The 20,499-nt window shown below is 63.8% G+C and carries 19 protein-coding genes; 10 read left to right on the top strand and 9 right to left on the bottom strand.

Annotated elements, in window-relative coordinates; translation table 11 throughout:
* On the bottom strand, positions 1 to 552 hold the full coding sequence (locus NKH73_RS21365) for a MarR family winged helix-turn-helix transcriptional regulator (RefSeq protein ID WP_352935927.1): 552 nt from the start codon (positions 550 to 552) through the stop codon (positions 1 to 3).
* A 49-nt stretch (positions 553 to 601) separates the two neighbouring features.
* A complete protein-coding gene (locus NKH73_RS21370; protein WP_352935930.1) occupies positions 602 to 1,246 on the bottom strand; it encodes a cysteine hydrolase family protein in 645 nt (214 codons plus the stop codon).
* Between the two features lie 233 nt (positions 1,247 to 1,479).
* Between NKH73_RS21370 and NKH73_RS21375 the strand changes: the two genes are divergently transcribed.
* The 5 genes from NKH73_RS21375 to NKH73_RS21395 all read left to right on the top strand — a co-directional run bounded on the left by NKH73_RS21375 (position 1,480) and on the right by NKH73_RS21395 (position 5,811).
* Positions 1,480 to 2,334: an NAD-dependent epimerase/dehydratase family protein gene (locus NKH73_RS21375; protein ID WP_352935933.1), complete on the top strand. Its 855-nt coding sequence runs from the start codon at positions 1,480 to 1,482 to the stop codon at positions 2,332 to 2,334.
* Positions 2,331 to 3,137 (top strand): SDR family NAD(P)-dependent oxidoreductase, encoded by an 807-nt coding sequence (locus NKH73_RS21380; RefSeq protein ID WP_352935936.1) that lies wholly within the window; start codon positions 2,331 to 2,333, stop codon positions 3,135 to 3,137. Before NKH73_RS21375 ends, NKH73_RS21380 begins: the two co-directional genes overlap by 4 nt.
* Positions 3,138 to 3,248: 111 nt before the next feature.
* Positions 3,249 to 3,632: a GFA family protein gene (locus NKH73_RS21385; RefSeq protein ID WP_352935939.1), complete on the top strand. Its 384-nt coding sequence runs from the start codon at positions 3,249 to 3,251 to the stop codon at positions 3,630 to 3,632.
* 169 nt (positions 3,633 to 3,801) lie between these two features.
* Positions 3,802 to 4,821 carry an isopenicillin N synthase family dioxygenase gene (locus NKH73_RS21390; RefSeq protein ID WP_352935941.1) on the top strand — a complete coding sequence of 340 codons (1,020 nt, stop codon included), beginning with the start codon at positions 3,802 to 3,804 and terminating at the stop codon, positions 4,819 to 4,821.
* 354 nt (positions 4,822 to 5,175) lie between these two features.
* Positions 5,176 to 5,811, top strand: a complete 636-nt coding sequence (locus NKH73_RS21395; RefSeq protein WP_352935943.1) for a LysE/ArgO family amino acid transporter — start codon at positions 5,176 to 5,178, stop codon at positions 5,809 to 5,811.
* 58 nt (positions 5,812 to 5,869) lie between these two features.
* On the opposite strand, the gene NKH73_RS21400 is transcribed toward NKH73_RS21395, so the two are convergent.
* Together NKH73_RS21400 and NKH73_RS21405 are read right to left on the bottom strand one after the other, a co-directional pair.
* Positions 5,870 to 9,118, bottom strand: a complete 3,249-nt coding sequence (locus NKH73_RS21400; RefSeq protein ID WP_352935946.1) for an AfsR/SARP family transcriptional regulator — start codon at positions 9,116 to 9,118, stop codon at positions 5,870 to 5,872.
* A 456-nt stretch (positions 9,119 to 9,574) separates the two neighbouring features.
* On the bottom strand, positions 9,575 to 11,830 hold the full coding sequence (locus NKH73_RS21405) for a phosphoadenylyl-sulfate reductase (protein ID WP_352935949.1): 2,256 nt from the start codon (positions 11,828 to 11,830) through the stop codon (positions 9,575 to 9,577).
* Between the two features lie 311 nt (positions 11,831 to 12,141).
* Here NKH73_RS21405 and NKH73_RS21410 point away from each other — a divergent pair, with 311 nt between their 5' ends.
* Positions 12,142 to 12,978, top strand: coding sequence for a GNAT family N-acetyltransferase (locus NKH73_RS21410; RefSeq protein ID WP_352935952.1), 837 nt, complete (start codon positions 12,142 to 12,144; stop codon positions 12,976 to 12,978).
* Positions 12,979 to 12,988: 10 nt separating this feature from the next.
* Here the strand turns inward: NKH73_RS21410 and NKH73_RS21415 are convergent, their stop codons facing one another.
* The 5 genes from NKH73_RS21415 to NKH73_RS21435 are packed head-to-tail and all read right to left on the bottom strand — an operon-like array spanning position 12,989 to position 17,730.
* Complete coding sequence (locus NKH73_RS21415) at positions 12,989 to 14,287, bottom strand: NAD(P)/FAD-dependent oxidoreductase (RefSeq protein ID WP_352935954.1); 1,299 nt, start codon at positions 14,285 to 14,287, stop codon at positions 12,989 to 12,991.
* On the bottom strand, positions 14,284 to 15,267 hold the full coding sequence (locus NKH73_RS21420; protein ID WP_352936154.1) for a branched-chain amino acid ABC transporter permease: 984 nt from the start codon (positions 15,265 to 15,267) through the stop codon (positions 14,284 to 14,286). The genes NKH73_RS21415 and NKH73_RS21420 overlap by 4 nt, the downstream gene beginning before the upstream one ends.
* Entirely contained in the window at positions 15,264 to 16,172 is a 909-nt protein-coding gene (locus NKH73_RS21425; RefSeq protein WP_352935957.1) for a branched-chain amino acid ABC transporter permease, read from the bottom strand. The genes NKH73_RS21420 and NKH73_RS21425 overlap by 4 nt, the downstream gene beginning before the upstream one ends.
* Complete coding sequence (locus NKH73_RS21430) at positions 16,169 to 16,936, bottom strand: ABC transporter ATP-binding protein (protein ID WP_352935960.1); 768 nt, start codon at positions 16,934 to 16,936, stop codon at positions 16,169 to 16,171. The genes NKH73_RS21425 and NKH73_RS21430 overlap by 4 nt, the downstream gene beginning before the upstream one ends.
* Positions 16,933 to 17,730, bottom strand: a complete 798-nt coding sequence (locus tag NKH73_RS21435) for an ABC transporter ATP-binding protein (protein WP_352935963.1) — start codon at positions 17,728 to 17,730, stop codon at positions 16,933 to 16,935. Before NKH73_RS21435 ends, NKH73_RS21430 begins: the two co-directional genes overlap by 4 nt.
* A 135-nt stretch (positions 17,731 to 17,865) precedes the next feature.
* Between NKH73_RS21435 and NKH73_RS21440 the strand changes: the two genes are divergently transcribed.
* Genes NKH73_RS21440 through NKH73_RS21455 form a run of 4 tightly spaced genes read left to right on the top strand, consistent with a single transcriptional unit; the run spans position 17,866 to position 20,491 of the window.
* Complete coding sequence (locus tag NKH73_RS21440; RefSeq protein ID WP_352935966.1) at positions 17,866 to 18,594, top strand: GntR family transcriptional regulator; 729 nt, start codon at positions 17,866 to 17,868, stop codon at positions 18,592 to 18,594.
* A complete protein-coding gene (locus NKH73_RS21445; protein WP_352935969.1) occupies positions 18,591 to 19,079 on the top strand; it encodes a DUF3830 family protein in 489 nt (162 codons plus the stop codon). Before NKH73_RS21440 ends, NKH73_RS21445 begins: the two co-directional genes overlap by 4 nt.
* Positions 19,080 to 19,439 carry a TIGR04076 family protein gene (locus NKH73_RS21450; protein ID WP_352935972.1) on the top strand — a complete coding sequence of 120 codons (360 nt, stop codon included), beginning with the start codon at positions 19,080 to 19,082 and terminating at the stop codon, positions 19,437 to 19,439.
* Positions 19,436 to 20,491: an aldo/keto reductase gene (locus NKH73_RS21455; RefSeq protein ID WP_352935975.1), complete on the top strand. Its 1,056-nt coding sequence runs from the start codon at positions 19,436 to 19,438 to the stop codon at positions 20,489 to 20,491. The genes NKH73_RS21450 and NKH73_RS21455 overlap by 4 nt, the downstream gene beginning before the upstream one ends.
* Positions 20,492 to 20,499 lie beyond the last annotated feature (8 nt).

Consider the following 20,499-nt stretch of genomic DNA (forward strand, 5'->3'; position numbering starts at 1 on the left):
CTATTTTCCGCCGTCGCCATTCGATGGATCGTCGTCATTGATTCGGTTGAGCAGGCGAAGCAGCGTCGCCTGTTCGGCGGGCGAAAGCGGCGACAGAAAACGCCGGCCGACTTCGACGCTGCGCTCGAGCCGGTCGAGTGTGTATCTGGTGCCCTTGTCGGTCAGCGCGATCATCGACAGGCGCTGGTCGGTATCGGAAGCGCTGCGGGTAATCAGTCCGTTCTTGAGAAGCTTGCGAACGACGATGCTGATGGTCGAGGGGTCCATCGCGGTCAGCCGTCCCAAATGGTTTTGCGAGACCTCGCCATGCTTGAGTACGGTAGCGAGGGCGGCGAATTGCGTCGGTGAAAGATCCTCGCCGGCCATGACTTGCTGGAAGCGCAGCGTCGCGCGCTGGTGGGCCCGGCGGATCACGTGCGCCGGATGACGGTCCAACTCGTAGCCGGTCTTGGCATATCGCTGCAGCACTTGTTCGCGGCTCAGCGGCTTGGAACTGTCGCCCGGCCCTTTGGGTGCCGCACTTTCGGGTTGCGATTCGATGTCAGTCGTCACGCCGGGACTCCTCTGGTCGCTATCTCGGATGCCGCAGGCTCGAAAAAGCTCAAGCCGCAACACTCGCCGGTTGAAGCGACGTCCCGTCGCGAAGGGCTGCGACGACGCTTGCCGAATCGCTGACCACGCCGAAATGCGTCGCTATGTCGTAGAGCGAACTCTCCTGCTCGCGCGGTCCCGTCGCCGCACAGCAATCGCTTGGCACCACCACTTCATAACCCTGGAAAAAGGCATCATGGACGGTCGAGCGCACGCAGATGTTGGTGACCACGCCGAAGATGACCAATTGCTCGACCTGCATATCCTTAAGCGTCAGGTCGAGATCGGTTTGAAAAAATGCCGAATAACGCCGCTTGATCACGTGGATTTCATCGTCGCGGGCACCGAGATCCTCGATGATCTCCGGCCCCCAGCTGCCCTCGACGCAATGCGGCGTTCGCTTCAGCCATTCGCGCTCGCGGCGCATGCCGGCCCGGTGGGCGTCGTGAACCCAGATCACCGGTACGCCCCCGGCGCGCGCGGCCTCGATGATCGCCAATTGCGGCGCAACCAGCGTCTCGTAGCCCGGCAGCACCATGGCCCCGCCGGGTTTGCAAAATTCATTGACCATGTCGATGACGATAATTGCTGCGCGTTGCCGATCGAGGCGTATCGCGTCATCGTGCCGATGTGAGGAAAAACTGTCCACGGGCATGGCGAGCTCCTTTGGTCGATCGTTGATACTCATACAAAAAACCGTCGCAGATGCGAAGTCAATCCCGATAGGGACAAAGGCTGGTCGCCGAGAGTGCGTAGGCCCCACCGACAAAGGTCTGCGCCGTTTTCCGATGCGAAATGACCATTGACAAGGTTCCGCAATCGGGTGTTCGATTTGTATGACCATCAACGATATTCAATTCGCTGAATCTGCTGCGCGAGGGCTGAGACATGAAGACGATCGTCACCGGATCCAGCGGTCTGCTTGGCCGTCATGTGGCTGCGGCGCTCGTCGCTGCCGGCCATGATGTGCTGGGCATTGATGCCGTAGCGCCGGGTGACGTGGCATGGCGGCATGCGACCGCCGACCTGATGGACCTGGGATCGGCGCTGCAGCTGGTGCGCGATTGCGACGCGGTGGTGCATGTCGCGGCCATCCCGCGCCCGACCGGACGAGCCGGCAGCGAGGTGTTCAAGACCAATATCGCGACCGCCTACAATGTCGTCGAGGCGACTGTCATGGCTGGCGCCACGCGCTTCGTCTATGCCTCTTCCTTCAGCGTTTTTGGCTATCCTTTCTTCGAGAAGCCGGTGCGCCCATCCTACCTGCCGGTCGATATGGACCATCCGGTCGGTGCGCAGGATCCATACGGCCTGTCGAAATGGCTCGGCGAGGAGATCGTCGACGCTGCGGTGCGCCGCGGCGCGTTCTCGGCTGTCAGCATTCGTATGCCATGGATCCAGACCCCGGCCAGCTTTTTCGCGGGCGTCGGCCCGCGCCGCGCCACCGCCGACAGCGCCCGCGACCTGTGGAGCTATCTCGACGCGCGTGACGCGGGGCAGGGCTTCCTGCAGGCCCTTGAATGGCAAGGCGACGGTCATCTTCGCGTCCTGCTGAGCGCAGCCGACACCTTCATGGAAGAGGAAACCGAGCCGCTCGTGCGCCGCGTCTACCCGGATGCCGTATTGTCGCGGCCGGTCGCCGGCTACGGCGCCGTGCTCGATACGAGCCATGCGCGCGAAACGATCGGCTTCGAGCCAAGCCATTCGTGGCGCTCGTACCCAAAGCCGGAGTCTGGCAAATGAAGCGATTCGACGAAAAAAGCGTGCTCGTCACCGGTGGCGCCGGCGCAATCGGCAGCGCGGCTGTGCGGCGTTTCCTCGACGAAGGCGCGCGCGTCGCCATTGTCGACCGCAACGGCGCTGCGGCACAGGCACTGGCTCGGTCCCTCGGCGAGCATGCGATCGCGGTCGAAGCCGACGTCGCCGACGAGGCAGATGTGCGGCGCGCCGTTGCAACCACGGTCGAGACGTTCGGCAGGCTCGATACCGTGTTCAACAATGCCGGCATTTCCGGCGTCGTCGCGCCGGTTCACGAGCTGCCTGTCGAGGACTGGGACACCATCATCCGCATCAACCTGCGTGGCATGTTCCTCGTCCTGCAGGCTTCGCTTCGGGCGATGATCGCGGCCGGCAATGGCGGCTCGATCGTCAATATGGGCTCGTCCATGGCCGGTTGGGATGTGCTCTCCGGCGGCGCCGGCTACGTCGCCTCGAAGCATGGCGTGGTCGGGTTGATGCGGGTCGCAGCCATCGATGCCGCGCCCTACGGCATACGCGTCAACGCCATCTGCCCCGGCGTTATCGAAACGACGCTCGGCGTGCCCGCAGCCGGCGGCAGTGACTTCGACAGCAGCGTCCAGCATTTCGCCGACCGGATTCCGCTGCGCCGTATAGGCCAGCCGGACGACGTCGCGGCCGCCGTGGCCTTCCTGGCTTCCGACGAGGCCAGACACGTCACCGGCGCGGATTGGCTGATCGATGGCGGCCAGACCTTGCAGAGTTGGGCCAATGCGCCGGCTGGCGGCGCGTTTCCGAAGTTCAGGTAGGTCGTCGTCACAAGGCGCCATCTGGCACAACAGCGGCCGTGCTGGCGCCGAGACGATCAATGCCATACAATCCAACTGCGCCACTCGATGGGGTGGATCACGGAGAACCGGATGGCGACGGGACGTTGTCTCTGCGGCGGCGTGCACTACGAGATCGCAGGCGAGCTTGTTCAGCCGATCGCCTGTCACTGCTCACAATGTTCGCGCACCAGCGGCAACTTTGCCGCCATGGCAGCTTGTAAGTCGGTGGACCTCAGGCTTTCGGCCTCCGAGACCCTGAGTTGGTACCAGTCATCGGAAAATGTCCAACGCGGTTTCTGCTCACGTTGCGGCGGCAATTTGTTCTGGAAGGCCGCGCCGGGCGTGGAAACATATATCACGGTCGGGACCCTCGATCGGCCGACCGGCCTTCGTCTCGGCGAACACATCTATGTCGGCTCGAAATCCGACTTTTACGATCTGACCGACGGTCTGCCTCAGAAACACGAGTGGTAGGAAGCGGTTTCGCAACGTCCGTTCGAACGTTATTTGCCTGCCGGTCATCAAACGCAGCGCTGACTTTCTTCCATTCGCATCGAGATTGGGTCGAGCGTTGCTTTGATCGCGACGACCTGCGTGTCACCGTAGGGGCCTGATCCAAGCCTGAGGCAGAAGGAGGTTGACCATGGCCAGGATTGTACCCGTGCTCGATCTCAGCCGTCTTGAGCAGGGCGCGTCGGAGCGCCGGACCTTTCTGTTCGACCTGCGGACGGCGGCCCGCGATGTCGGCTTCTTTTATCTCAGCGGCCACGGAATTTCAGCCGTGGAGACCGATGAGGTGCTCGATGCCTCGCGTCGGTTCTTTGCCTTGCCTGAAGCCGACAAGCTGGCCATCGAAATGGTCAAGTCCCCGCAATTCCGCGGCTACACGCGCACCGGTGGCGAACTGACCAGGGGAAAGGCCGACTGGCGCGAACAGCTCGACATCGGCGTCGAGCGTCGACCCATTCCACAGGGGCGGGGCATTCCTGCCTGGACGCGGCTGCAAGGGCCGAACCAATGGCCTTCGGCCCTGCCGGAACTCGAGCCGGCGCTGCTGGCATGGCAGACCAGGGCGACGGCGGTGGCGATCCGCCTGCTGAAGGCATTCGCGTCGTCGCTCGACCAGGCCGAGGACGCTTTCGATCCGATCTATAGCGGTGAGCCCAACCATCGCATGAAGATCGTGCGCTATCCCGGACGCGACGCAACCGGCGACGACCAAGGCGTCGGCGCGCACAAGGACGGCGGGTTCCTGACGCTTCTGCTTCAGGGCGAGAACAAGGGGCTGCAGGTCGAATATGACGGAAGCTGGGTGAATGTGGATCCGATCGCCGGAACGCTGGTGGTCAACATCGGCGAGCTCCTCGAACTGGCGTCGAACGGTTATCTCAGGGCGACGGTGCACCGTGTCGTCACGCCGCCGGCCGGCGTCGAGCGGATCTCAGTTCCGTTCTTCTTCAGCGCCCGGCTCGATGCGACGATCCCGTTGCTCACTCTGCCTGAAGAACTGGCTGCCGAAGCACGCGGACCGGCGAGCGACCCGGACAATCCGCTGTTTCGCGATGTCGGGACCAATGTGCTGAAAAGCCGCCTGCGCTCGCATCCTGACGTGGCGCGCCGGCACTATGCAGATCTCCTCGAGACGAGGACGTTACCGGTCTGAAGCGTCGGAGCAATAGAACAGAAGTTTTCGTCATTCCGGCTGCTTTGGAATTTTATTCGTCGCCAGCGCTCCCAAAAAAGTTCAAAAAGTAAAACCGTTCGGCGGTTTCCTCCCATTCCCCTGAACGGTGTTCCCCTCTGAAGGTTGTAACCTTCTTTTGGCCGGGCCGCATTCGAGCCCGGCCTTTTTTCGTGCGGTTTCGGCATATCAGCTGTCGGTTCTCGAATCGTGAACTTGGAACGGGACTGCCGGCTTTGCCGTAAGCGATCCATATGCGCCTGCCTTCCACACTGCGTCGCGTAGGAGGCCGCAGATGCACAAAAACGCGCGATCGAAAAAACCGGGTGACGTCGCATGACGGCCGACGCCCTGTTGTCGCCGGCAACGCTATCCGGCTTCGTGTTCGGCCTGGGGCTGATCTTTTCCCTCGGGCCCCAGAACCTAATGCTTATCCAGGCAGGATTGACGCGCAGTCATCCTTTCGCGGTCGCTTCCACGGGCTACGTCTCGGAGATCGCCCTGGTGACCATGGGAATCGGCGGATTTGGAACGCTGCTGACCGGCAATCCCGCGGTCTCCGGCATGCTGCAGGCCGCATGCGCCGGATTTCTCGCCTGGTGGGGCGCGCGCACCTTGCTCGCGGTCAACGGGACATCCAGCATGGAGACTGTTGCGTCAGGCCGCAAATCCCGATTGCGTGCGATAGGTTCGATGCTTGCCGTCACCTGGCTCAATCCACTGGCCTGGTTCGAGGCGATGTTTCTCGTCGGCGTTCTCTCGTTCAGCTACGGCAGCGGGGAACAGGCAGGGTTCGCAGCCGGATTCCTCACGGCTTCCGCGATCAAGTTCTATGGCTGGAGCCTGGCCGGGGTGAGCCTGTCCCGCCGTTTCGACCGGCCGATCTACCGCAAGCGGATGGATGCGGTCGCAGGTCTCGTTCTTATCCTGGCAGCCCTTCTCCTGGCTGCAAACATCCTGAACGGGGCTTGAGCTGACCGCCAGACCAACGATAGTCCGCTGTTTTGCGAGACAGCGCCGTACATCGCCTTCAGCGCGTGTGCCGCACGAGATAGGGTTCGACCAAGGCACGTATTTCCGCGGTGGGCGCCGCTTCGCCGGCAGCATCCAGCGCTCGTTCGTAACGTGCATAGTCGTCGACCGCGGCTTCGAAATCACGGCGTGCCAGCCGCTCCTTGATCAGCGCCTTGCAGATGGGTCCGGCATCCGGATAAAGATCCAACGTCCCCAGATAGATCGAGCGCGCTTCATGGGCGTTGCCGGCCGCCTCGAGCCGCTGGCCGAACCGCAATCCGAAATCGATCAGATCGCGACGGACTTTTTCGGCGGCAGCGAACGACCAGAAACTGGCTCGCTCGTGCAGAAACAGCGGGCCGGGAAATGCGCGGAAGAGCGCCTCGGCGTCCGCGCGCAGTCCGGCCGCGTCGCCATTGGCGGTCGTGACGGCCTTCAGCCGGGCATCCCAGTCGGCGAGGTCGACCCAGACCTTGTCCGACGCCAGGCGAAGCTTGCCTTCGCGCTGCGCGATGAGATCGGTCCGCCCCAGCAGCTTACGCAGCCGATGCAGCGCCTGCTCGCAGGCCGCCCGCGCCTGATCGCCGTCGAGGTCGGGCCACAGCCAGTCCTGAAGCGTCTCCAGCGAGCAGGTGTTGTCTTTCGAGATCGCCAGCACTCGCAGGATGTCGAGGGCCTTTGTCGGTGGCTTGGCACCGAGATGGAGAGGCTTTCCATCGAGTTCGAGCCGAAAGCCTCCGAGAACGTGGACCTTGAGCGGCCATGGCCAGGCCGTAGGCCGCCGCTGCGGCGCGTCCAGCCGGCGTTCCTGAATCAGCGACCGGCAAAGTTTGGGTTCGATGCCGCGGTCCAGCGCGTCGCCAAGCAGTTCGGCGAGCAAGTCAGGAACGTTGAGGAGCACCATTGGCCAGCTGACGTCACGGATCGCTTCGATAAAGGCCTTCAGCCGGTCGCCATAGTGCGGATTCTGGTCCCACAGGTTCTCCAGCGCGACTGCTGCCAGAATGCATATCTCGGTCCGTTTGCGGGCGCCGCCGTCCAGCCGCGGCAGCAGATCGCCGAGAAAAGTGGCGGCTTCGCGCGGCTTCCGGTCGGCCAGCAACACTTGGAACTTTGTGATATAGTGCGCCCAGCGCTCGACCATCGGCTCGTTGGCGGCCTCGCTCGCCGCCATGAAGCGCTCGCAATCCTGATAGGCGGCCGCGAAATCGCCTTGCCTGGCATGAAGCGTAGCGTAGCAATTGGCGACGACGGCGACCTGCGTGCTGAAACGGCTGTCGGCCGTCTCTGCCAGACGCTCGACCACTTGGTGGAACTCGGCAAAGTCGTTGCGGAACTTCATCTGCATCTGAAGATGATAGAGGCCACCAAACTCCACGCCCTTGAGCGACTCGCGCTCACCGATGGCGATTGCCTCCCGCAACGCCGCTTCGGCCGAAGGATAGGGAAAACCTCGCCTCTTGTAGGGGAAATACCGGCCGCTTTTGGCGCCAAACTCGACCAGCCACATGCCGAGGACCCAAGGCAGCACCTCCTTGTCGCTCAAATCCTCGACAACGCTGTCGACGGCCTTCGTGAACAGATCGGCCCGCATGGTCGATACCGAATGCTCGATCAGGGATTCGCTGGCAAGCAGCCGCAAGCTGCTTGGATCGTGCTCGGGATTCCGGGTCAACCGCTCCAGAAGTTCGGTTTCCAGCGCTTGTCCGGCCGGGCCGTTGCCATAGTAGTCGTCGCCGAAATTCAGCGCCCGCACCATGCCGATGCGCACCAGCATAGCTTCCTTTGAGGGCAGTTCCGGCAGGCCGCGCTCGATGATTTCGAACGCCCGGCGGGTCCAGGCCGAAAGACCCTCATAGGTTCGCCAGCTGTCGGACTTGACCAGCACCGCGCGCGACACCGTAAGGCAAAGCCCGCGCTGATCGTCGGCCTCGCCAAAGGCCTGCCATGCCTTCGACAGCCAGTGCTCTGCCGCGGCGTCGTCCGGCATGTGGGCCACGCCGAGCCAATAGAAATGCCAGCCGTTCAGGAAAGCTTCCGGCAACCGGCCGACCCATTCGATGAAGGTTGTCCGATGTCCCTGCGTCAGCACGGCTTCCGCCCGGCTTAGCATGAGCTCGCTCGCCCGCTCCCAGTCCTCTGCCTGCAAGGCCAGGTGTATGGCTTCGTCATAACGATCGGCGTCCGCGAGGACCTTTGCCGCCCTTTGTTTGAGCGATTTTTGTTCTTCCGCCGAGATACGCTGTGCGAAGCGTCGGTCGAGGAAGTCTCGCAACAGGTCGTGCAGGTGGAAGACGTCGCGGCTGTTTTCCGTTCGGGTGACCATTAGTTGCCGCTTGTAGAGCCTGTCTAGCAGCTTTCCCGCTTCGCCCGACCCGATCATCACGTCTGCCAGTTCGGCGCTGATTTCGGGCAGGAGATTGAGTTTCAGCAGCATGTCCTGATCGGCGGCTGGGAGGGAAAGAAAGAAATGTCGGCCGAGGGCGTCCGACAGCGCATTCTGCCCGCCGGGTGCTGCCCCGTTCGTGTCGTCGGGTCCGACTGCCGAGCCGTGATCGGCGAGGAGAGCCAGCCCGATCGCCCAGCCGCGTGCCGCTTCGACGTCCACTGAAACGGCGCCGTTCTTGGAACGCAGCTTGATGAAGTCGCGCGCTTCCGATGTCGAGAATTCGAGCGCTCGTCGATCGACAATGGCCATTTGGCCCTTGAGAACCAGGTCACCCAGCTCCTCCTGGGGCAGCGTGCGCGAGACGCAGATGCAGCGGACCGTCTCGGGAAGTTCACGGAACATCACGGAAAGCACCGCCCGGAATTCGGGCGTGTCGGCGTCATGCAAGTCGTCGAGGACCAGGATGGTGCCGGGCCTTAGCCGCGTGAAATAGGCTCTGAAGAACCGCCTGGCGAACTCCTTCGGCTGCTCGGCATATTCGACGCCAAAGACCGGCATGCTTCCGACCGCAGGCGAGGCGATCGACTGCCCCAGATACTGAAAAAAGCGCGCAATATCCTGGTCGCCCTCGTCGATGCGGAACCACACATGCGGTGCCTCGACGCTTTCGAGGTAGTCGATGACCGCCGTCGTCTTGCCGTAGCCGGCCGGCGCGGCCACCCAGCATACGCTCGATCGTGACTTCAGATCGATCGCTTCGAGAACGCGGTTCCGCCTCAATATCCTGGCGCTGCGTGGCGCCGCCAGCTTGGCGATCCGGCCTGTGTCCGAGAGCGGACGTCTCGCATCGGCTTCAACGGTGTCTAGGGGGGTCATGGGGGCTCCCGCTCGACCAATCATAGAGCGTCGGTCGTGCCGCCATGACCGTCCCGCCGCCCAGATTGACCTTAGGGTAGCGTAATCACGCGACAATTCGTAGTGACTTCGCGGATGAAGCGGCAATGGCCGATTCTGGGGGTGCGGACCAGGCAGCAGACCGGGCCGAATTGCGAGAGGGAATGCGCGGGCGGTGGATCCCCCAACCCACCTTCGACCAAATGGGGTAGAATATCGGATCATTGCTATCTTCTCCGATTGGCGAGCTCATGGGCTGCCTGGCAGTCCCTTCGAAATTCACAAGCTCATCCTGCGCGCGGCAGCATCGGCGCACATCGGTACGGTCACCTAGTTTCCAGACAGCTGATCTCCTAGTTTTCGCGGATTTGCCTAGTTTTTAATCATGCCCAGTGGCTTCGCAGATGAAGCGGCAATGGCCGACTTTGGGCTGTGGACCTACCGGGAATCGGAAGCGGGCCGGGCCGAATTGCAAGGGGGAGCAGGCGACCGGTGAATCCCGCACTCCATCTTCGACAGTCCGCTCCAGCGGCCCGCGCGCGGATCGTCCGCGCCGCCGCACGCGACCGTGCAGGGCGCGCAGCCGATCGAGAGATAGCCTTTTTCGAGGAGCGGATGTCGGGGGAGATGATAACGGTCGAGATAGGCCTCGATCTGCTGGCGGGTGAAGCAGGCAAGCGGATCGATCTTCAGGCGTCCGTCAGTCTGCTCGAGTGTCGGAACATCCGCGCGAAGCCCGCCATGATATCGCTTGCGACCGGAAATCCAGGCCTTGAAACCAGTCAGGCTATTTTCGAGCGGCAGAACCTTGCGGATGTGGCAGCATCGGTCCGGATCGCGGCGGTGCAGCGCTCCAGCGCCGTCGAACACCCGCAAGGCATCCGCCTGAGGCCTGACGACGCCCTTGCTGACCGCCTGCGCTTCGATGACGCTGTCGGGTATCTCGTCGATTCCAGCGATGCCGTAGAGAGTGGGCGGCATGCGCAGCGAAATCACATTGGCCTGGCTTGGTATTGCCGCCGACACGGTCCTCATGCCATCGCGCAACGCATGGCGTCTGGCGACCGGACTGTTGGGATGATCGATCGGAACCGTGCGCCCAGAGCCCGGATCCATATGGGCTATCCTGCGCGCAAAGTGGCTTTCATCGATGCTAGCACCGCCAGGGCCGGGATGGCAGGCTACGCAGGACGTTGCATTGAACAATGGACCGAGGCCCATTTGCGGCGTGAAGTCGGTCTGAAACACCTGCTTTCCGCGCGCCGCAAGATTGGCGTCGGCGGCAGCGCTCTGTGTCCCCTGCGTCGCTGCCGCCGCGCCGTGCTCGTCGAAGGCCCCAACCTCGACGAGCGCCCCTTCGAGGCCCGGAAATCCCGGAACCTCGCCGCCAATCGTTATCCAGATATGCTGTGCGTCCGCCGACGTCGCGATCGCGCGTAGGCGGTCGGGTCCGAGCGACCCAAGACCGGGAATCTCGATTGTCGCCCGGGCGAGGGGCCGGCCGTCCTGGCTCAGACGCAGCAACGTGCCATCGCCGCGATTGGCGACGAACAGATCGGAACCGCCGGCGAGCGTCGTGTGGCTCGAAAATCGCGGATTGGCAATTTCGGGAATGGCAGCGGCGACGTCGACCGGGCGGTCGAATTCCGGCAGTGGGATCGTGCGGGTCCTGGCGACCGTGAAATGCCGCCGGTCGTCCTCCAGTTCAAGCAGCACCAGCCGGTCACGGCCGGGATCGGCTACGTAGAGAACGCGGTCCGGGTTCCATTTGAAGGCAACGCCGATGACGCCGGGATCGTCGCCGATGCCGTGGCCGACGCTCACCGTGCCCAGGCCGGCGCTCACCGCGCCCGGGCCGGCCAAGCCGTCGACGCCATTCTGGACATGGATCTGAACCACGCTCCCATCCGCGGTGACGGCGGCGAACACGGCAAAGCCGCTGCCGTCCGGCGACGGACCGAGAAACGCTGTTCCGAGCGCGCCCGTCTGCATTCCGCCTGATGTCAGCTGGCCGCTTGCCTGATAGTTCAGCAGCTTGCCAAGCCAGCCGCTGGGCTGTGCTTTCGGCCTCTGCTCGCGATCGGTTTGCCGGCCGGCGAACACGCCGCCGGCCTCGCGGCTTGGCGCGTTGGCGAGTGGCGCACCGTCGGGATCGACGACCGTGACGCTGCCCTCACCAGCCACCCCGGTCGGCGCATTCGCGACCCAGGGCCTTCCGAACGCGTTGTTGATCGAAATATATCGCGGTCCGGACGCAGCGGCGAAGCGCGCGGTTCGCGCCTTGGCATTGTAGCGCCGGTTGAGAAACCGTTCGCTCTGCGTCGTGTAGAGCTGAACCCTAGCATCTCCATCGTTGCTGGCGAGGTCTTGCGGAACGATGATAGTGCCAGCAGACTTGCCCGCGCGCGGGTCGATGGACAGGATCGCTCCGGCCTCAAGTGCCGGATCGCCCGGCGGGGCGCCGAAGTTGCTGCCCACGGCAACGAGAACCCTGAGCGGATCGAGCACCCGCCCTTCGTGCGTTGCCATCAGGAATTCCGGATTTCCCGGTATCGGCCCGCCGATATGAAAGCGCCCCACCTCGCGCACGCCGGCCACCTCAGGCAGCCCGACCGCGACGACACGAGCACTCAGCCGCCAATTGGGGATCTGGTCTTCAGCAAGTGCCGGAGTCGGCAGCAGGCCGAAAAGCATCGCCGCCGTCGCCATGTTCCAGAGAGAAGAAAACCCAGACAGCGCGAACCATCGCCGGGGCTGACGGATTCCGGCAAAGTCAGCTCGGGGTACTGTACGGCCCTTTCGCATCGCGACGTTTCCTGCATCGGCAGTTCTGCACGCATGATGGTGCTTATCGGCCGAGATTTTGACACGCCCGCGCATACGGATGACTTACGGATTCCGTCGTGGTTCACAGCACTTCGCCGGCATGGCCAAGCGTGGCGCCTATGCAAACCCATTGGCAAAGCCGTATCGTGGCGCATTGAAGTTGCCGCCGAGTGATCGCAATGTCCCGAACCATCAGAACGCTCGCACTCGAGGAAGTGGAAACGCTTGTGGACTGGGCGGCAGCGGAGGGCTGGAATCCCGGCCTCGGCGATGCCGCAGCGTTCCACGCGGCGGATCCAGAAGGCTTCATTGGCGCCTTCGTCGATGGCGAGATGGTGGCCGGTATTTCGGCCGTCGCCTATGGCGACGATTTTGGCTTCATCGGCCTCTACATCTGTCGGCCTGACAGGCGCGGCGAGGGTCACGGCAAAGCGGTCTGGGATGCCGGCATGGCGCGGCTTGGCAACCGCACAATCGGTCTCGATGGTGTCGTCGAACAGCAGGCCAACTACCGCAGCATGGGCTTTGCGCCGGTCTACCGGACGATCCGATTCGTCGGATCGCCAGATGTTCCGGCAGCCGCCGACAGCAACATCCGTGCCATAGGCCCGGAACTCGTGCCCGACGTCCTGGATTACGATAGCCGGTTCTTTCCCGCTCCGAGGCGATCCTTCCTCGAACAATGGCTGCGCCCGCCGCACATGGCGCTTGCGATCGTCAGGGACGGCGCGATCGAGGGATACGGCGTCGCGCGCCGATGCCGGGACGGCTGCAAGATCGGCCCGCTCTTTGCCGACAGCCTGGATGCGGCAAGCCGTCTCTTCGCCGCGCTCGCCGGTGTCTCCGGACCCGGAAATATCCATCTCGACGTTCCCGAAACCAGTGGGGACTTTGCAGCCTGGCTGACGTCGGCGGGTTTCCAGCCGGGCTTCGAAACGGCTCGAATGTACAAGGGAAAAGCGCCGCAGCTCATGCAGGCAGGGGTCTTTGCGATAACGACCTTGGAGCTTGGTTGAGAGAGGTCGACTAGCGCCCCTCATCCAGCCGATCGCGCAGCATGCTTAGGGGAAGCAGCATGTTTGGTGCATGCCGCATCAGGCCGTGGAGCGGGATCGGCGATGGCGGCGCAAACGGCAGCGGCAAGTCCTGCGGTTTCGCGCCATCAGCCCAATCCGCAAGCACCTTGCCCATGCTTGTCGTCATGGCGATGCCGCGCCCGTTGCAGGCAAAGCCCGCGATCAGTCCGGGCCCGAGATCGACGAGGCGCGGCAGGAAGTCGGGCTCGACGGCGGCCATCCCCGACCAGCTGTAGGCGAGCGGCGGGATTTCCGGGAGATCGAGGTGTTTTGCAAGCCGGCGCCAGATCGCATGCGGCACCCGCGCGTCGGCACCGGGACCAAGAATATGCATGCCGCCGGTTATCAGCCTGTTTTCGCCATCGAAGCGGAAGGTGAAAAGATTGCGCCTGGTGTCGCCGACGCCTTGCCCGCCGGGAAGCAGGCGAGTGCGATATTCGCGCGGCAGCGGCGCTGTCGCGATCTGGAAGATTTTCAGCGGGAAATAGGTTCGCTCAAGCGTGCGGTTTAGCGGCCCGCCATAGGCGTTGGTGGCAATGAGCACCTTTCCGGCGCGTACCGAGCCCGACGCCGTCTTCAAGACCCAGCCATCCCCTGCGCGATCGATCGATATCACACGCGTATGCTCGAAGAGGCGCGCGCCGGCTTTTTCCGCCGCATCAGCGAGCCCGCGCGCATATTCGACCGGATTGAGGACGCCGCCCGAACGGTCCATCCAGCCGCCGACATAACCGCGAACGCCGGTCAGCTCTTCGACCGCCCGCCTGTCCAGCGTAATAGCCGGTCTTCCGCGCCTCGCCCATTGTTCGGCGCGCGATCTGGTTTTTTCGAGAGCGGCCTGCGAATGGGCCGGTTGTATCCATCCGCTCTGGACTGCATCGCACTCGATGCCGTGCCGCCTGATCAGGTCGAAGACCAGGTCGGCGCTGTCGGCCGCGAAATCGATGAGGCGTTCGCCGCGTTCGGGGCCGAGCTTGGCAATGATATCGTCTGAATCCCTTTTCGCGAAATTCGGCACCACGAAGCCGGCATTCCTGCCGGTTGCTCCCCAGGCGATGATTTCCACTTCGAGGACGGCGACCGAGATGCCTTTCTCGGCGCTGTGCAGCGCGGTGGAAAGACCTGAGAAACCGCCGCCGACGATTGCCAGTTCGACATCGAGTGCGCCTTCGAGCGCGGGCCGGTCCCGGCGACAGCGGCTGACGGCATGCCAAAGGGAAACGCCGGGTGACGCGGCAACGTCGATCATGACTTGGCAATGCTCTCGTCCGGAGCCTCTTTCGCACGTTTGCCGAACCTTGCACGCCGCGGCCTGTCGCCAAACAGGCCGTTCGGCCTGACCAGAAGGATGACGCACAGCATCACGCCGATCGCGACGATCTGCAGCGAGGCGGCGCGTGCCTGCTGTTCCGGCGAGAACAAGACGCTGGTCAAGGCTCCCGATCCGGCCCATATCGCCCAGACCAGGATGCTGCCGGTGACGGCGCCGATATTGCTGCCCGAGCCGCCGACGATCAGCATCACCCAGACCTGGAAAGTCAGTGCCGGCAAATAATTGTCCGGCGCGATGAACCCTGTGAAATGCGCCTGCAACGCGCCGGCCAGTGCCATGATGGCCCCGCCGACGGCAAAGGCCTGGACACGATAGAACCGCGCGCTTTTACCCAGGGATATCGCGGCCTGCTCATCCTCGCGGAGCGCCTTCAATACGCGCCCCCACGGGCTGCGCGACAGACGCTCCAGCGCGAGATAGACGATCAGTGTCACCACCGAGACGGCGGCAAGGTTCGACAGGTTGAACAGCAACGGCGTTTCGGCGAGGCCGCCGAAGGGACGCGGAATGAAGCCGATGCCGAACGGGCCGCCGGTCAGTTTTTGGGCGTTGAGCGCCACCAGCTGCACGACGACGGCGACGCCGAAGGTGGTGATTGCCAGATAGTCGGATCTCAGGCGCAGCGTGGCGATGCCAGTGATCGCGGCGGCGATGCCGCCTACCAGCATGGCGCCGAGCCAGCCGACAAGGATCGGCAGGCCGAAGCCGCCCAGGCGCGCGGCATCATCGGGCGTGGTCAACAGTGCCGAGGTGTAGGCGCCGATGGCGACGAAACCGGCGAGGCCGACATTGAAAAGCCCGGTCAGCCCCCATTGCAGGTTGAGCCCGAGCGTGACGAGCGAGAAGATCAGCGCGGTGGTCAGGAAGAAAGCGCCATAGCCGAGCAAATCCATCAGCGTTCTCTCACTCCGAAAAGGCCGATGGGCCGCACGAACAGCACGGTCATCAGGATGATGAAGGAGACGGCCGCCCGCCATTCGGCGCCGATCAACTGCACCGCGCCCGCTTCCGCGAGGCCGATGATCAAGCCGCCGAGAACGGCGCCAGGCACGCTGCCGATGCCGCCGAGGATGGCGGCCGCGAACATCGGCAGCAGCATGTCGAAGCCCATGAATGGGCGGATCTGGATGAGAATGCCGATCATGACGCCGGCGACACAGGCCAGCGCCCCGCCGACGATCCAGGTGACGCGCACGACCCTGGCGACGTCGATGCCGACAATGCGGGCCAATGCCGCATTCTGGCTCAATGCCTGCATGGAACGGCCGGTCTGGGTGCGGGTCATCAACAGATGCACGCCGAGCACCAGAACGGCGGTCAGCAGCAGTAGCGCGATCTGGTCGGGGGTGATGCGAATGCCGAAGCCGACCGGCATGGCGATCTGGATCGCCCGGCTGAAATAGGTCGGTCGCGAGGTGAAGATGAATTCGAGCAGGCTTCTCAGCGCCATCGAGGCGCCGAAGCTCGCCATCACCACGATGATCGCCTGGCCCTTGGCGCGCAGCCGCGCGAAAAGCACCAAGTCGAGCAGCAGCGCCAGCAGGCCGGTGATCGCCATGCCGAGCACCACCGCGGCGATCAGCGGCCAGCCGAAGGAGAGGGGAGCGATCGGCGCGATCTTGCCGAACATCGCGCCGATGGCACTGACGACGGCGAGCGTCGCATAGGCGCCCCAGGCCATGAAGTCGCCATGCGCGAAGTTCGAGAAGCGCAGGATCGAATAGGTGAGCGTCACGCCGATGGCGCCGAGGCCGATCATCGAACCTGCCAGCATTCCGTCGACGACAAATTGCAGGTTCATGCCGCACTTCCTTTGCCGGAGGGCCGGTCTCTTTCAGGATCGAGGCGGCGCTGGCCAAGGTAGAGCTCGGCGACGACCGGATCGTTCCAGAGCTCGGAGGCGACACCCTCGTGCCGGTCCTTGCCTTCGACCAGCACATAGGCGCGATCGCCGATGGCAAGCGCTGCCTTGGCGTTCTGTTCGACCAGGAGAATAGTGACGCCGGATATGCGTATACCGGCCAGCATCTCAAACACCATCGCCACGAATTTCGGCGACAGGCCGGCCGACGGCTCGTCGAGCACCAGCACCTTGGGATGGACGATCAATGCCCGGGCGACAGCCAGCATCTGCCGCTGTCCGCCCGAAAGGTTGCCGGCGACGGTCCTGCGCTGACGGGCGAGATCGGGGAAGGCCGCATACATTTCCTCGACGCGGGCAGGGGTCTCGCGCGGCTTCAGGATGCCGCAGGCGACCTTCAGATTGTCCTCGACGGACATCAGCGGGAAAATGTTTTCGGTCTGCGGCACGAATGCCAGGCCGAGGCGGACCATGGTGTGGGCGGGCGCCGCGGTAATGTCCCTGCCGTCCAGCAGGACCGTGCCGCCGGTGACCGGGACAAGGCCGGCGATCGCCTTGATCAGGGTCGACTTGCCGGCGCCGTTAGGGCCTAGAACGACGACGATCTCGCCCTTGTCCACGGTGATCGAGGCGCCGCGCACGATCGGCACGCCGGGCTCGTAGCCGGCTTCGAGATCGCGGACATCGAGAACCGTTTGGCTCATGCCGCGCCCCCGAGATAGGCCTCGATGACACGCGGGTCGCGTGCCACCTCGTCCGGGCTGCCTTCGCACAGAAGCTGGCCGCTCGCCATGACCAGCACGCGATGGCAAAGCCGCGTCACCATGTCGATATTGTGCTCGATCAGCAGGAAGGTGATGCCGCTCCTGTTGATGTCGCGGATGCGGTCGATGATGACTTCGAGCAGCGTCGCGTTGACGCCGGCCGCCGGTTCGTCGAGCAGGATGATCGCCGGGTTGGCCATCATGACGCGGGCGAGTTCGAGCAGCTTACGCTGGCCACCGGAAAGCACGCGCGCGGGTTCGTGCGCCAGGCGGGCAAGCGTGACGAGCTCAAGCAATTCGATGGCCCTCGTCTCGGCCGTCCGCTCTTCGGCGGCGACCCGCCGTGGCGTCAGGAAATTGGCGAGCAGCCGCTCCCCGGCCTGTCCCTGCGCGGCCAGCATGACGTTTTCGATCAGCGTCAGATTGGGCAGCGGCCGGGGGATCTGGAAGGTGCGGCCAAGGCCGCGGCCGATGCGGCGATGGGCAGCTTCCCCCGATACGAGTACGCCGTTGAGGAGAATTTCGCCGCTGGTCGGCAGGATGCTGCCGGCCAGCAGGTCGAACATCGTCGTCTTGCCGGCGCCGTTCGGGCCGATAAGGCCGAGTATTTCACTCGGCCGAACCTCGAACGAGACATTGTTGACCGCAACGAGGCCGCCGAAGCGCCTGACGACGTTCCTGGCCGTCAGAACCGGCGTGCGGATTTCCTCCTGCCGTTCTGTCGCGTCGCTCATCAATCCCTCTGGCCGAAAGCGATCTTCGCCGCCTATAATTTGATTTGTGATCACACTTGCTTTGATCACGCTATTCGGCTTTAATTTCTTCCGCAAGCCGAAAACGGATTGGAAACGGCCAAAAACCGGGATGCCATGCAGAAGGCCGCCATCGAACGGAACAACGAAACGATCGCAGCCCAGCTTACGCCGGTCGGCCGCGAGACCGTGCAGGATCGCGTCTATTCGGAGCTGCGCCGGGCCTTGATCGGCGGCCTTTTCGAGCCAAGCCAGGTTCTCACCATCCGCGGCCTTGCCGACGCGCTGGTCACCAGCACCATGCCGGTGCGCGAGGCGCTTGGGCGACTGATCACGGAGAAGGCGCTGGAGGCGCTTCCCAATCGCTCCGTGCGCGTGCCGCCGATCACGCTGGAGCGTATCGACGATCTCTTGCGCGCCCGCTCCCTGATCGAGGGCGAAGCCATCGCGCTGGCCGCCACGCGCATGAACCCGCGCCAGATTGCTTCGGTCGAGGCCATGCTCGGCGAGTGGGACGAGATGCGGGCGCTGAAGCACAAGAAGGATATCGACCGCGAAGCGACGCTCAATCAGAGCTTTCACTTCGAGATCTACCGCTGCTGCGGCTCCGCCGTGCTGATCCCGATGATCGAGAGTCTCTGGCTGCAATCCGGGCCATGCATCCGCGTCGCCATCTACGCCTTTTCCGACGCCGGCGAGGTCGATACCGCCCACTATCACCGTAGCATCGTCGCAGCGCTTGCGAGGCAGGATGCGCAAGCGGCGCGCGAGGCGCTGGTGGCCGACATCAGCCGGCCCTTCGCCTTCCTGCGCGACAAGCTGCAATCGGCGAAAGGCCAGACATGACCATGCCCGCTATCGGGATCACCGAGCCACGCTCGAACCTTTCCGTGACGGCGCTGCTGTTGCCTGAAAAGGCGCCCGACAACGCTGCCTTTCTGCTGGCCTATCTCGAGCAGCCGCGCGTCGTTGCCGGCATCCATGCGATGTGGACGGGGCCGGAAATCTCCTGCCCGGTTCCATCAGCGGATCTTGAGGGCCAAACCTATGCCAGGCCCCTGCCGGCGGAGAATGCAACGCTGACGCCGCAGCCGGGCGACATCGTGCTATCCTACGTGCCGCCCCGCATGTGGGGCGGCAATCCGAATGCGATTTTCGACATCGGCTTGTTTTATGGCCAGGGCGCGCGCCTGCTGTTCCCGATCGGCTGGCTTGCCGGCAGCGTGGTCGCGCAGGTGCGTCCCGAGGAGCGCGACCGCTTCGCCGCCGCCTGCGGTGTGATCCGCCGCAATGGCGCTTGCGATATCACCTTTACCCGGGTGGAGATCTGAATGGCCGGACCAGACGACAGTTTCGAACTCTTCGATCTTCGTGTCGAGGCGGTTATCCCCGAGGGCAAGCCGATCTATTGCGGCGCCAAGGCGGGTGACTATTTCGAACTCAAGGGCGAGATGCTGTCGATGCCGGCAGGGCAGGGTTTTTCGATCTATTCGATATCAGCCGTGCTGCCGCTGCTCGCGGCCAAACAGCGCCCCACTCACAAGAACGACTGGATGACGTCAGACGCCGAGATCGCCTGTCCCGATCCCAATTGCGCCAGCCGACTTAGGATCGTCAGGACCGGCAAGCGGCGGTTCAGCCATGCCGAAACCACGGCGGTGCCGCTGCCGAAGGAGAATGACCAGAAATGACCGCCAAGGCTTTCGAGCTCAGCCCCGGCTATACGATCTCGCGCGTTATTCGCGGCGGCTGGCAGCTGGCCGGCGGGCATGGCGCGATCGACCGCCAACAGGCGGTGACCGACCTGATCGCCACTTTCGATGCCGGCATCAGAACCTATGATTGCGCCGATATCTATACCGGCGTCGAGGAACTGATCGGCGCGGCGCGGCTGCGGCTTGCCAATGAGCGCGGTCTCGATGCCGCCGTCAAAATGAAGGTTCACACCAAGCTGGTGCCTGACCTGGAAAGGCTTTCCAATATCAGCCGCGACTACATCAGAGGCATCGTCGACCAGTCGCTGCGGCGATTGAAGACGGAGCGGCTCGATCTCGTGCAGTTCCACTGGTGGGATTATGCGCTGCCCGGCTATATCGACGCGATGGGCTGGCTCAACGACCTCCGCCTCGAAGGCAAGGTGCGCAATGTCGGCACCACCAATTTCGACACGCCGCATTTGGCCGAGATCCTGACCGCCGGCGTGCCGCTGGTCAGCCAGCAGCTGCAATATTCCGTACTCGATCAGCGGCCGGCCAACAGCCTTGCGGCACTCGCCAAGCAAAACGGCGTCAGTTTCCTCTGCTATGGTTCGGTGGCGGGCGGCTTCCTCAGCGACAGATGGCTTGATGTCGCCGAGCCGCAGACGCCGCTCGAAAACCGGTCGCTGGTCAAATACAAGCTGATCATCGACGATTTCGGCGGCTGGGAGCTTTTCCAGGAGCTGCTTCGCACACTGAAGACCGTCGCCGACCGCCACGGCGTCGACATAGCCACCGTCGCCAGCGCCTGGGTGTTGGAGCAGCCGCAAGTCGCGGCCGTCATCGTCGGCGCCCGCAACCAGGCGCACGCCCTTGCCAATGCCGGGATCATGGACGTCGCGCTCGATGCCGAGGACCGGGCGCGGATCGCCGCCGTGATCGAGCAAAGCCGCGGGCCATTGGGTGACGTCTACACGCTGGAGCGCGACCGCCACGGCCGCCATGGCTCGATCATGCACTACAATCTGAACGCAGGCCGGATGTGAGCGCCGCC

Origin of the sequence: Mesorhizobium sp. M0938 (assembly GCF_040319125.1) — a bacterium.
GTDB lineage: Bacteria > Pseudomonadota > Alphaproteobacteria > Rhizobiales > Rhizobiaceae > Mesorhizobium > Mesorhizobium robiniae.